The 12436-nt window shown below is 61.0% G+C and carries 11 protein-coding genes; 6 read left to right on the forward strand and 5 right to left on the reverse strand.

Annotated elements, in window-relative coordinates; translation table 11 throughout:
- The first annotated feature begins 52 nt into the window (after positions 1–52).
- Positions 53–967 (forward strand): patatin-like phospholipase RssA, encoded by a 915-nt coding sequence (gene rssA, locus Q7L05_RS05920; RefSeq protein WP_303903373.1) that lies wholly within the window; start codon positions 53–55, stop codon positions 965–967.
- Between the two features lie 153 nt (positions 968–1120).
- Here the strand turns inward: rssA and Q7L05_RS05925 are convergent, their stop codons facing one another.
- Positions 1121–1402: a segregation and condensation protein A gene (locus tag Q7L05_RS05925; RefSeq protein WP_303903376.1), complete on the reverse strand. Its 282-nt coding sequence runs from the start codon at positions 1400–1402 to the stop codon at positions 1121–1123.
- A 150-nt stretch (positions 1403–1552) separates the two neighbouring features.
- Here Q7L05_RS05925 and Q7L05_RS05930 point away from each other — a divergent pair, with 150 nt between their 5' ends.
- Complete coding sequence (locus Q7L05_RS05930) at positions 1553–2188, forward strand: HEAT repeat domain-containing protein (RefSeq protein ID WP_303903379.1); 636 nt, start codon at positions 1553–1555, stop codon at positions 2186–2188.
- 32 nt (positions 2189–2220) lie between these two features.
- Here Q7L05_RS05930 and Q7L05_RS05935 read toward each other — a convergent pair whose 3' ends face one another.
- Complete coding sequence (locus Q7L05_RS05935; protein WP_303903382.1) at positions 2221–3171, reverse strand: MBL fold metallo-hydrolase; 951 nt, start codon at positions 3169–3171, stop codon at positions 2221–2223.
- Positions 3172–3604: 433 nt separating this feature from the next.
- On the opposite strand from Q7L05_RS05935, the gene Q7L05_RS05940 reads away from it, so the two are divergent.
- On the forward strand, positions 3605–5017 hold the full coding sequence (locus tag Q7L05_RS05940; RefSeq protein ID WP_303903385.1) for an NfeD family protein: 1413 nt from the start codon (positions 3605–3607) through the stop codon (positions 5015–5017).
- A gap of 3 nt (positions 5018–5020) precedes the next feature.
- Entirely contained in the window at positions 5021–5773 is a 753-nt protein-coding gene (locus tag Q7L05_RS05945) for a slipin family protein (protein ID WP_303903388.1), read from the forward strand.
- Positions 5774–6212: 439 nt separating this feature from the next.
- On the opposite strand, the gene ftsH is transcribed toward Q7L05_RS05945, so the two are convergent.
- Entirely contained in the window at positions 6213–8069 is a 1857-nt protein-coding gene (gene ftsH, locus Q7L05_RS05950) for an ATP-dependent zinc metalloprotease FtsH (protein WP_303903391.1), read from the reverse strand.
- Between the two features lie 497 nt (positions 8070–8566).
- Here ftsH and Q7L05_RS05955 point away from each other — a divergent pair, with 497 nt between their 5' ends.
- Positions 8567–9970: a hypothetical protein gene (locus Q7L05_RS05955; RefSeq protein ID WP_303903394.1), complete on the forward strand. Its 1404-nt coding sequence runs from the start codon at positions 8567–8569 to the stop codon at positions 9968–9970.
- A gap of 246 nt (positions 9971–10216) precedes the next feature.
- Positions 10217–10525 (forward strand): diguanylate cyclase domain-containing protein, encoded by a 309-nt coding sequence (locus tag Q7L05_RS05960; protein ID WP_303903397.1) that lies wholly within the window; start codon positions 10217–10219, stop codon positions 10523–10525.
- 6 nt (positions 10526–10531) lie between these two features.
- On the opposite strand, the gene Q7L05_RS05965 is transcribed toward Q7L05_RS05960, so the two are convergent.
- Positions 10532–11641, reverse strand: coding sequence for an ABC transporter permease (locus Q7L05_RS05965; protein ID WP_303903399.1), 1110 nt, complete (start codon positions 11639–11641; stop codon positions 10532–10534).
- On the reverse strand, positions 11641–12436 hold a 796-nt coding region (locus Q7L05_RS05970), incomplete at its 5' end, for an ABC transporter permease (RefSeq protein ID WP_303903402.1). The genes Q7L05_RS05965 and Q7L05_RS05970, both read right to left, overlap by 1 nt.

Raw genomic sequence — 12436 nt, forward strand, 5'->3', positions numbered from 1 at the left:
TCTGTGCAGGAGTGGTCGCGAAGTATAATGGTGCAAATCACCGGAGACAAAGATGGGCAGACCACGAATTGCACTGGCGCTCGGCAGCGGCTCGGCCCGCGGGTGGGCGCATATCGGGGTCATACGCGCCCTTGCCGAGGAGGGGATCGAGCCGGACATCGTCTGTGGCACTTCGATCGGGGCCATGGTCGGCGCGGGTTATGTGACGGACAGTCTGGATCGTCTCGAGGTCTGGGCACGGGCCCTCGACTGGTGGGACATCGTCCGATTCATGGATGTCAAGCTGGCGGGCGGGTTTATCGCCGGGGAGGCCCTGATTGAATACTTTCGCAAGCACATTCGTGACCGGGATATGGAGGAGGCCGAGCGGGTGTTCGCCGCCGTTGCCACGAATCTTAATACCGGCCGTGAAATCTGGTTGCAGACCGGCCCAATTCTGGAGGCGGTGCGAGCCTCCATGGCACTGCCGGGACTCTTCAATCCCGTCAAGCTGAATGGTGAGTTTCTGGTGGATGGCGGGCTGGTCAATCCGGTGCCGGTTTCGGTGGCCCGGGCTCTGGGCGCCGACCTCATTATTGCAGTCAATCTCAACGGAAACATCGTCGGCAAGCATCTCATGCACCCGCCCCGTCTCAAGCCGGAGAAAAGCCGCGACCAGAGCAAAGCCGTCTGGGACCAGATCATGCAGCGCTTCAACGATGAACTGCGCTCCAAGCTGATGGGCGGTGCCGCGCCCGGCCGGGCTCCTAAAGCACCGGGTCTTTTCGATGTCCTGGCCTCTTCCATCAACATCATGCAGGACCGCATAACCCGCAGCCGTATGGCCGGCGACCCGCCGGACCTCCTGATTGAACCACGCCTGGCCCATGTGGGATTGCTGGAATTCGATCGTGCCGACGAGGTTATCGCGATCGGCTACGATACGGTCAAACAGATGCGACCGGCGCTGGCCCGATTCATTGAATGAAGCTCAGGCGTGGAAGAGGATTCAGGACTTCGGAGGGCCCTGCCATTGAAGGAGCACCACGGGGAGCACGGTGTACACGGGAGGGACAAAGGCGGAAACCCGGGCTCTTTGCCCCGTGCTCCCCGTGATTAAAGGCAAACTCCTGCTGAGTTGCTATTTCTTTTTCAGCGAATCAATCGGCACCACGACATCGCCCTGTGGTTTCGGTCCATCTTTGAAGTGGGGGCGCATCTCCATGGGCCGGTTGTTTTCTGCGGCCAACTCCTGCTCCCGCTGGCTGATCAGGATCAGGCAGTCCCGGAGACCAGTAACCGTGTTTTCGCTCAAGGGATGCTTGATACCGGGTTCGGTCGCGGTATCCTTGATAACCTCGGTAAGGACCTTCTTGACGGCACGCAGGATCTGCTCTTCTTTGCTAAACTCGATTTCGCTCATTGTCTCTCCGGACCCGGGGTCCAATTCGTCTTTATCGTTGACCGTCAGGATGCGTCGTATCATCCTGAGCCGGAATACGAAAAGTCTACATGAATACTCGGCTTTGTCCCAACGTACAGCGGGGCGGTCGACTTTCCAAGGAGTCTCCTCATGTCCCAAGCTCCCGACGCCCTGCTGTTCATCGCTCCCGGGTGCCCCCACTGTCCCGTGGTCCTGCAGGGGCTTTCCGATTTGGTGAAGACAGGGGAAATCGGTCGTCTGGAGGTGATCAACGTGGCCGTCCATCCGGAGAACGCAGCAGAACTGGGCGTGCGTTCTGCGCCCTGGACCCGCATCGGCCCCTTCATCCTGGAGGGGGCGCAGACGCCGGGGGCACTCAAACAGTGGGCTGAAAAGGCCCTTAAGGGTGAAATGGGCAGCGACTATCTGCATGAGCTGCTGAGTTCCGGCAAACTCGCCGAAGCCGAAGCCTATCTCGAAGCGGAGCCGCAACGGCTGATGGAAACCCTGGCGATTGTCGGCGATCCCGAAGCGCCGATTCAGGTCCGTCTGGGGGCCAATGCCCTGCTGGAAAATCGGGAAGGCAGTGCGACGTTGGCTGCCCTTGTGCCCCGATTGGGCGAGCTGTCCCGCCATGCGGATCACCGGATACGAAGTGATGCCTGTCATCTTCTGGGCCTGAGCGGCGCAGCGGAAGCTGTGGCATACCTTCGTGAAAGGTTGCAGGACGACAGCGCCGAGGTGAAAGAGATCGCGGAGGAGTCGCTGGAGAAACTGGGCGGGTAGGGGCGGCATCCCTGCCGCTTGGGTTACTATTCCTATTCGAACATTGCCTGTTCGGCTTCCAGGACCGCCAGGCTGATGTGCTTGCCGAGCTCTTCGTTGAAGCCGGTCCAGTTCTTGAAGCGTGCCAGACGCTCTTCGATTATCGGCTTCATTTCAAACGGCTCCATACCCTGTTCATAGAACTCTTCGGCACCGGAATAGACGCCATCCAAGTAACCGCGGTAGTCGTGAACGAATTCCACCCCGCCCGTCTGGCCGTGTCCCGGTACGTAGACTTCCGCCGGGATCTGCAAAGCGGCATCGATCACCTCCACACTGCCGCGGAAGGTGCCGTCGTTCATTCCGACGATGCGTTCGTTGCAGACGTTATCGGCGAGGAACAGCACCTTTTTCTCCGGGATCCCGATCATGATATCCGTAGTGGTGTGGGCCGGTCCCGGGTGGTGGAACCGAAAGGTGGTGTTACCGAAGCTGACGGCATCGCCATCGCCCACTGCGATGTTCGGACCACGGATCTCGGTACCGGCGGTGGCCCCTTCGGTAGAGCGATGCATGATGTCGATCCACTGCTCTCCGGCACCCTCTTCCACTCCCTTGATCATATTCGGGTGTCCGTAGATGGGGACTTGCGGGTCGGCGTTGCGGAAGGCGTGATTTCCCAGCCAGTGGTCGCCGTGGACATGGGTGTTGAGCAGGGCGACTATCGGTGCATTCGTGATTTCCCGAATCTGGCGCAGGACCATCTCACCGGTCTGCAAGCTGGAGCCCGGGTCGACGACAACGACACCTGCATCCGTGACGACGAAAGCCGGATTGTTCATGAACCCCTGGTTGTCGGGCGAGGGATAGCCCATCGGGCCGTGAATCACGTAGGTGTCACTGGCGACTTGATCGGCGGGGTAGTCCGGGATGGCGGGGCCGCGCTCTGTAGCGAACGCCGGCGCCATCAACAGCATCGCTGTCAATGCGGTTACTTTTTTCACGGCATCCTCCTGTGGGTCTTTTCGTCCGGTCGATGCCGGTTTTTTTTGGTGCTTCTGATGAATCCGTGAGTCTAGCATCGACGATTTCGGGAGCCTACTGGGTGAGTTTGGTCTGTCAGCCGACGATGACACCAGGAAGTAAAATGGGGTGAGCTCCGCGAACCCCATCGAAAAACAACCGTATCCTGATTAATGATGGGGTTCGCAGGCTCACCCCATCCTACGGTTTTCGGGCGGAGGCCGACAGGTGCAGCCGTTTTTCCCCCGGCTTTCCGTCGATTCCAACCGTCTATTTGTGATCGGCATGTAGGATGGCGGTGAGCCCCGCGAACCCCATCGAGAAACGGGTCAAATTTGGTCAATGTGCCACCGAGCGGATTCTGCGTAGGCGAGGGCTGCTACACTTGGAAGAGTACCTAACTGAATCCAAAGTATGGAATTCCTTTTACGGCTTGCCTTCGTTCTCCTGCTCGTCGTCTCCGCGCCGGCCGCTGCCCAGGATGGGGAGCCGGCGGATCGGTTTGGCGTAAGGTTGGATATCGAGGGGCCTATCGGCCCCGCGACCAGTGATTATGTCCGGCGCTCTCTCGAGAAGGCGGTGGAGCAGGGTGCCCAGCTGGTGGTCTTGCGGATGGATACCCCCGGCGGGCTGGACTCGGCGATGCGGGAGATTATCCAGGCCATTCTGAGCTCCCCCATACCGGTGGTCAGTTACGTCTATCCACGCGGTGCCCGCGCCGCTTCGGCGGGAACCTACATCAGTTATGCCAGCCATATCGCCGCCATGGGACCGGCGACCAATCTGGGTGCGGCAACGCCGGTCTCGGTTGGCGGCGGCTCCCCGATCCCCGGAGCCGGCGAACGGGAATCAGACGAGGAACCACCAGGCAGGGACGAAGGTGACCAGCCGGCCGCGGATGAACCAGCCCCTACCTACGATGACCCGCGAATGAACAAGGTGGTCAACGACGCCGTAGCCTATATTCGCGGACTGGCCGAGCTGCGCGGGCGCAATGCCGAGTGGGCGGAACAGGCGGTGCGCCGCGGTGTGAGCCTCAGTGCCAGTGCGGCGCTCGAGAAAAATGTCATCGACCTCATCGCTGACACTCCCGAGGAACTGCTCCGGAAGATAGACGGCCGCACCGTCACCATCAACAACGTGGAACGGACGCTCGATACCGAAGGAATGGCTCTGGTGCCCATGGAACCGGACTGGCGTAGCGAACTGCTGGCGGTTATTACCAATCCCAACATCGCCTATATCCTGATGCTGATCGGCATCTACGGGTTGATCTTCGAGTTTGCCAATCCCGGGGCCCTGGTGCCGGGGATCATCGGTGCCATCTGCCTGCTGTTGGCCCTCTTCGCGCTCCAGGTCCTGCCCATCAACTACGCCGGACTGGCCCTGATCATCCTGGGGGTCGCCTTGATGCTCGGGGAGGCGTTTGCACCCAGTTTCGGGGCGCTCGGGATCGGCGGACTGGCGGCATTCGTGATTGGCTCGATTATCCTTATCGATACGGATGCCCCCGGATTCGGCATATCCCCGGCGCTCATCGGCGGCGTGGCGCTGTTTTCCGGCGCGCTGTTCATGTTTCTGATGAGCGCCGTCATGAAGGCGCGGCATCGGCCGGTGGTCAGCGGCAGTGAGGAGATGGTGGGGATGGAAGCCACCGCACTCGAGGATTTCGACCATGAGGGCCACGTGCGCGCCCACGGTGAGCGGTGGTGGGCCACCACCGACGCACCCGTGCGCAAGGGACAACAGGTTCGGGTCACGAGTTTGGACGGGCTCCGCCTGCACGTGACGCCGCAAGGGAAAACGCAGGAAAAACGAGAGGATTAGGACATGTTCAACTATTTCACACTGATCGCAGTCGGCTTCATCGCCGTGATTATCTTCAGCGCCTTCCGGGTGCTGCGGGAGTACGAGCGGGGCGTGGTCTTCCAGCTCGGGCGCTTCTGGAAGGTGAAGGGGCCCGGCCTGCGGCTGGTGATCCCCGTTATCCAGCAGATGGTCCGGGTGGATATGCGCACCATTGTCATGGATGTCCCCTCGCAGGATGTCATCTCCCGCGACAACGTCTCCGTAAAGGTGAATGCCGTGATCTATTTCCGCGTTCTCGATGCGGAGCGGGCCATCATCCAGGTAGAGAATTACTATGAGGCCACCAGTCAGCTGGCCCAGACTACCCTTCGTTCCGTGCTCGGCCAGCACGATCTCGACGAGATGCTTGCCTCGCGTGACAAGCTCAACGACGACATCCAGAACATTCTCGACAAACAGACCGACGCCTGGGGGATCAAGGTCTCCAATGTGGAGATCAAGCATGTGGATATCGACGAGAGCATGATCCGCGCCATCGCCAAGCAGGCGGAGGCGGAGCGGGTGCGCCGCGCGAAGATCATCCACGCCGAAGGCGAGCTGCAGGCCTCGGAGAAGCTGCGCCAGGCATCGGATGTGCTCGGTCAGTCGCCTCAAGCCATTACGCTGCGCTATCTGCAGACCTTGACCGACATCGCCGGAGAGAAGAACTCCACCATCGTCTTCCCGCTGCCGATGGATATCCTCGAACCGTTGTTGTCGAAGCTGCGCAAGTAGACCCCATGGATTGCATCGCAAGACAAAACTATATGTCTGGCGCTGCAATCCATGAAGTCTCGGGGATTGGTCAATTATTGCGCCAAAAAAAGATCCTTTTGGCACAATAAGTTGCGATGCAATCCATATCAGGAGCCCAGCCCGTTGCCGCACACGGCGTCAGCCGTAAGATTTTCAAACCGCTATGAGCGCTGTCGCGCTGTTCGCCCACGGGGTGGGCTCCTAGGAGCCTGTCGGACTTAACGCTGATCTACTGCGGAAAAGCCGGATTTGGCCACATTTTCCGATCTTTCTCGTTAAATAGACCCATTATTCGCCTCGAAAGACCAAAAAATCTGTCTCAAACCGGCTTTCCCTCGCTACGATCGGTCAAGTCCGACAGGCTCCTAGGCAAGTGGCTCCGTTTTTTGTAGGAGTCCAGCCATCGGGGTGAATCCCCTTAGCGACCGCCTTCCAGGCACCTCCTTACTTCGTCGGCCCAGACCGTCTCCTTCTCCTCGAGTTCGGCGGCGAGGCGCTTAAGGGCATCGCGGTGGTTTTCCAGCGTATCTTGCGCCCGCTTCTCTGATTCCAGCAGGATTTTGCGGACCGCACGATCCACGTTCTCAGCCGACTGTTCACTGTAGCGGCGGGGTTGGGCGATCTCGCGCCCCAGAAACGGGTGCTCTTCGCTCTCACGAAGGTCCACCGGCCCGACTTCATCCGACATCCCCCATCGGGAGACCATTGAGCGGGCGAGCTTGGTGGCCTGCCGAATATCGTCATCGGCTCCTGAGCTGATGGTGCCGAGCATGAGTCTTTCGGCCGACCGACCCGCGAGCGTCACCGCCAGCCGGTCCCGCAGATACTCCTCCGGGAAGGTGTAGCGCTCGTGTTCGGGTAGCTGGTGGGTACCGCCCAGGGCATGCCCGCGGGGGACAATGCTGACCTTGTAGAGCGGATCGGTGTTCGGCAGGAAGTGAGCAACGAGGGCGTGCCCAGCCTCGTGAAATGCCAGCCTTCGACGCTCCTCCGGCTGAAAGATGAGTTGCCGTTCCGCACCCATCATGACCCGATCACGGGCTTCATCGAAATGCCTGAGGTCGACGTTTTCACTCCCCTCGCGGGCGGCAAGAATGGCGGATTCATTCACCAGATTTTTCAGGTCGGCACCTGCGAATCCGGGTGTGCCGCCGGCGACTTGTTCCAGATCCACGCCGGGGGCGAGCGGTACCTTGGCAGCGTGCAGCTTCAGTATGGCCAATCGCGCTTCGCGATCCGGCAGGTCCAGGTTAACGTGTCGGTCGAAGCGCCCGGGCCGCAGCAGTGCCGGGTCCAGCACGTCGGGGCGGTTGGTTGCCGCAAGCACGAGTGTCGCCTCCCGTCCCGTGAAACCATCCAGTTCGGCCAGGATCTGGTTAAGTGTCTGTTCCCGCTCATCGTGCCCTCCGCCAAGACCGGTGCCGCGGGTTCGGCCGATGCTGTCCAGCTCGTCGATAAAGATGATGCTGGGAGCATTCTTTTTGGCTGCAGCAAAGAGATTGCGTACCCGTGAGGCACCAACCCCCACAAAGACCTCGATGAATTCGGACGCGGAGATGGTGTAGAACGGCACGCCCGCCTCCCCGGCCAAAGCCCGGGCCAACAGGGTTTTGCCGGTCCCCGGCGGACCCATGAGCAGAATGCCTCGGGGGATTTCCGCCCCCAGGCGCCGGAATTTGTCGGGCTCTTTCAGGTACTCCACCAACTCCCGGACCTCGCGCTTGGCCGCCTCCTGGCCTGCTACGTCGGAAAAGCTCACCTTCGGTATCTCCGCTCGCTCGGTGGATCGCTCGAGAAAGCGTTTCATCTCGCCTCCGCCGGGGCCGAGTTGCCCCATCTGGCGGGCGGTTCGCCGGAAAAACCAGACCAGCAGACCGATGAACAACAGCCAGGGAACCAGCACGATCAGCAGCCGGGTGAGGAGGCGCTCCTCCTCCGGCGGCTCGACTTCGATGGCGATGTCTCTAGCTTCCAGCTGCGTCAGAAGCTCCTCAGCCCCGAACTCCGGTATCCGGGTGCTGAACGTGGTGCCGGTTGTTTCCCCCGGGCCAAGCTCCGCTGGCTGGCGCAGTTCTCCTTCAACACGCCGACCCTGAAGAAGCACCCTTTCTACTGCGCCTTTCTCCACCAACCCCCTGAATTGCGTGTAGGTGATTTCCGTGCGCGGCTCAGCCGGGGGGACGGAAAAAAGGGCAAAAAGCAAAAGTGCCAGGGCGACCCACAGCAGGATGGGGGCCCATTTCAAGATCTCTTGGCGTTGATTGTTGTCGGCCATCTCTCCAGGCAGCCGTAAGCATCACGGGACTCTTACTATACCCTAAACGAAGGCAGTCAGCCCTGCACAGTGAGACGGTCCAGCACAACCCTGTGCCGTCCGCAGGGCAACCGCATACTTTGAAGCGAGCGGTGTAAGTCCTTGATAGCAGGTCGTCGGCAGCACGCCGCCAGGGATGGCGGTGTTAGACAATGCAGGAGCACACTTGTCGAGGGATGCTGCCGTCGAGCGTACACGGATGAAAGATGATTGCTCCTGCTTCACAGCGTACCGGCTATCAAGCACCTGGTTCGCTCGCCGGGCATCAAATTGGGAGTATGCGTTTACCCTGGTCTAGCTAAAGGCTATTGTTTATAGGCGCCGCTAAAACGTGTGTGACAGCTCTCAGGACCACAGGCAGGGGTCAGACAGTCATGCTGAAGGGGCGAAACCACGCATGGCCCACCGTCCGGAAGACGACTGCTTTAGTTTGCGATGGTTTACCGGGAGGCAGGAGGATGAGTGGTCAGGACAACGCGGGACGTCCTCTGCAAATGTTCAACGACGCCGCATTTCTGTGGGCGCTTCTACCTGCATCCCGCCGGTGGCATGCACCAGACATCGGCATCGATGTCTGGTGTGAACTCGGTTCGATCGGCATGGTGTGGCGCCGGGCAGAGCGTCAGGGGTGGTGTCTTACCAGTGCGCGAGGGCTTTCCAGTCCACACTCCCGATTGGTGTCTGCCCTGCTGTGTTTCGAACGTGTCTCGCAAGGGATGCCCCGCTACCTGGACCTGCATTGTGGCGACCTGCGCTGGGCCTGCGTGCGCTACTTTCCGGCGCCGGATTCTGTAGCCGACATCACCACCGACGGACCCCTCCCGCGCCTTCGCGGGGCTGCACTTCTGGCGACCCAATCCACTCATTGTGCGCTTCGAGGCGATCTTCTCGGAGAGCGGTTGCAGCACGCCCGAGACACATGGAACAACCTGAGCCGGCCCGAGCGCAAGCGTTGGAGGCAGGCGACGGAAGCGCTGGTCGGCAGCGATTGCACCGGTTCGGTCGAGTCTTTACTCGAAGGTCGTAGCCATCGGATTCCACCGGTGCTTATCCTCCGTTCGATGGCATTCCTTCGTCAGTACGTCGTCCGACAACCTTTGAGGTGCCATCTGTTACGGTGGGCGGCACTGGTCCGACGTCCATGCAGTCGGCAGACAGGCGACGGCCTCGTGGTCAGTTTTATCGGCCCGGATGGCTCCGGCAAATCGACGCTGCTCTCCAGAGTCGAGGCGGCCCTTGCCGAGGCGGGCGAGTCGATCCGCAGTGAATATTGGGGGCGCAGTCGCGGTCAGTCGGGCTGGGTAAAGGCCGTCCGCCGCCATGCCCTGCAGCGGCACGGCGGCTCCGCCCGGAGCGATGCAGCAAAAGTCGCAGTGCCTGGTAGCGCTCTCAAGGTGCAATGGAAAGGGAGGTTGGTCGGTAACCTTGGCGCATTCGTGTATCTGGTCGACTACTGGCGTCGGTGGCTGACAGGAGTGGTCCCCCGGCGTGGCCGGGATCGCACCTTATTGCTGGACCGTGGACCTGCTGATCTGAAGTCGATGTCTCGTGCCTCACCCTGGGCACGCAATCTCTGGCGGTGGGCGCCACAGGTCGATCTGGTGGTGAATTGCCAAGCGAGTCCGAACGCGATCTTCGCAAGAAAAGGTGAACGGACCCCGGAGGAACTGGCCGCGGATTTGCAGGATTATCACCAGGTGGTCCTGCAGTTGCGGGCGCGCGAACAACTCGCGATCGAGATCGATACCAGTCAGCCGATTCCGGTCTGCGTCGAGCAAGTCCGGCAGGCGCTGGGACTGGCAAGGATGTGCAAGGGGGGCGGTGTTGATCCGGCAGTGTTTTTTGCGCTCGTGAAGACTTGACCGGATAGCCTGAACAACGCGCACCGCAATCCGCGCACCAGATTCAGCAGAAAAACTGAAGAAACTCCGTCGGCCGCCGGGACCGGAGGCTGCACAATCGGAAACGTCCGGAACTAACAACAAACAGTTAGCGCATTCTGCCCCGCGATAGTGTGACTGTGCGTGAATAGCCAAGAGATGACTCAAGCGCCTCACAAGGGGCTCATTTCTCTTCTGCCAGTGTTTACGGGCGCATATCCGCCTTTTTTGGATTGGCAGGAAACGACCTGTAGCTGCCGAATTCGTCAGTCAAGACTCGGTCGGCTTTTCTCCCTAAATCGGACCGAAACCGATGCCGACGGCGCCCACCGTGCGGTGGAGGCGATTCGCCACCAGCTGATGCAGATCCGTCTTTCGCACGGACCGGTCGTGTCGTTCAGCATGGGCGTGGCGAGCTACCAGCGTCCGCCGGTCAGACCGGCCGATGCGGTCGGTCTGGCCGATCGGCTGATGTACGAAGCCAAATGCCGCGGCAAGAACCAGGTCGTTCAGGAGGAAGACCGGTCCCAGACCTGATGCGCTTCAACGCAACGGGACTCCGGATTGCACGCGGAAGATGACGGCGGCAGCACCAAATAGGGAAGCGCCAATCACCGCCAGCGCCAACGTTTCGGGCCAAAGCACGCTCATGTCGGCGCCCTTGAGAAAGATTCCCAGGGTTATGGTCATGTAGTGACGCAAGGGGCTGGCCAGCGACAGCACCTGCAAGGGCTCGGGCATGCTTTCCACCGGAACCAGCGTCCCGGAAAGGAACATCAGCGGGACCAGTCCGAAAAAAGAGAGCAGCAGCGCCTGCTGCAGGGTCTTGCAGATGGTCGCTACCAGCACGCCGATCCCGATGGCGCTGACGAGAAACAGCGCGCTCAGGGCGATGAACAGGAACAGACTGCCACGAAGCGGCACGTCGAACCCGCGGACGATGAGCAAGCTGGGAAAGATCGACAGCAGCCCCATAAGGAGGGTCGGCAGGGTCTTGGCGAGGAACAGCTCACCGGTGCGGATCGGCGTCACCCGGAGCTGTTCGATGGTGCCCACCTCCTTCTCCCTCACGATCGAGGCGGCCGGATGGATTACCCCGACCATCAGGGCCGCCAGGGCAATCATGGAGAGCACCACGAACGGCGTGAAGCTCTGGCGCGGGTTGTACCAGATGCGAAGAACAGGGGTCACCTGCATGGGCGGCGCGGCCCCCTGGGTTATTCGCTTCTGAAAGGCATGGATAATACGCTCGGCGTAGCCCCTGACGGTGGAGGCAACATTGGAGTTGGAGCCGTCCAGCAGGATCTGGACGCTGGCCGCCGTATTGCGCCGGATGTCAGCACCGAACCCCTTGGGGACGATCAGCACGATGCGGGCGCGCCCTGATTCGAGCCAGTCGCCGGCGGTCGCCACGCTCCGCGGCTGCCCGACGGCACGAAACGCCTCCGTGGTGGTGAACTGCTGAATGAGCGTACGGCTCATCACCGTGCGATCGAGGTCGAGCACCGCGAGAGGCAGATCTTTGACGTCAAAAGAGAGCGCGAAGGCGCAGATGATCACTTCGGCCGTGTAGAGCCAAAGGATGAGCAGCAGGATCACCCGGTCACGAAAGAACTGGATCAACTCCTTGAGCAGCAGGCTCGCAAAACGCATCAGGCCACCTTCTTTTTCAGGCGCCATGCCGCCAGGGCGAAGACCGCCAGCGTGTAGGCCGCCAGCAGTGCCGTGTTGAACCACAACACGCCGATGCCCGCGCCCTTGAGGCTCACGCCCCGGGAGAGCACCACGAAGTACCGGGCCGGGAACAGCGCAGTGTAGAGTTCAAACACATAGGGCATGGTGAAGATGGGAAACAGGAATCCCGAAAAAAGAAACGACGGCATCAGCGTGAAGATGAGGGCCAGCAGCACAGCGGAGAGTTGGGTGCGGGTCACCGTGGAGATCAGCAGGCCGATGCCGACGGTACAGAAGACGTAGATCAGTGCCGTGGCAAGCAGGAAGCTCGCCGCCCCCTCCAGCGGCACCCGGAACCAGAAATAGCCGGCCAACATCACCAGGCCGATCTGGAAGAAGGCGATTAGGCCATACGGGATCAGCTTGCCGATGATGAACTCGGCCGAGGTCAGGGGCGAGGCGTAGATCTGCTGGACCGTTCCCCGCTCCTTCTCGCGCACAATGGCCAGCGTGGTCAGCAGCGGCGGGAATGCCATCAGGATGACCGCATAGAGCCCCGGGACGATGGTGTTCACGCTGCGCAGCGACGGGTTGTACCAGACCCGCACCTCGGCGCGGACGGTGCGGGGCGATGGCGTCGCGCCGAAGGCGGCGAGGATGCTTTGGGCGTAATTGGCCACCACCAGCGCCGTTGCCGAATAGGTGCCGTCTACCAGCACCTGTACTTCGGCGGGTGCCGGCCGCATCAGCCGGCGCCGGAAGGCCGGGGGGAGC

It is taken from the genome of Thiohalomonas denitrificans (assembly GCF_016841685.1).
In the GTDB taxonomy this organism is placed as follows: Bacteria; Pseudomonadota; Gammaproteobacteria; order Thiohalomonadales; family Thiohalomonadaceae; genus Thiohalomonas; species Thiohalomonas denitrificans_A.

Coding starts and splice junctions, on each gene's coding strand:
- rssA (WP_303903373.1), top strand. CDS start 53: ATGGGCAGACCACGAATTGCACTGGCGCTCGGCAGCGGCTCGGCCCGC.
- Q7L05_RS05925 (WP_303903376.1), bottom strand. CDS start 1,402: ATGAGCGAAATCGAGTTTAGCAAAGAAGAGCAGATCCTGCGTGCCGTC.
- Q7L05_RS05930 (WP_303903379.1), top strand. CDS start 1,553: ATGTCCCAAGCTCCCGACGCCCTGCTGTTCATCGCTCCCGGGTGCCCC.
- Q7L05_RS05940 (WP_303903385.1), top strand. CDS start 3,605: ATGGAATTCCTTTTACGGCTTGCCTTCGTTCTCCTGCTCGTCGTCTCC.
- Q7L05_RS05945 (WP_303903388.1), top strand. CDS start 5,021: ATGTTCAACTATTTCACACTGATCGCAGTCGGCTTCATCGCCGTGATT.
- ftsH (WP_303903391.1), bottom strand. CDS start 8,069: ATGGCCGACAACAATCAACGCCAAGAGATCTTGAAATGGGCCCCCATC.
- Q7L05_RS05955 (WP_303903394.1), top strand. CDS start 8,567: ATGAGTGGTCAGGACAACGCGGGACGTCCTCTGCAAATGTTCAACGAC.
- Q7L05_RS05965 (WP_303903399.1), bottom strand. CDS start 11,641: ATGCGTTTTGCGAGCCTGCTGCTCAAGGAGTTGATCCAGTTCTTTCGT.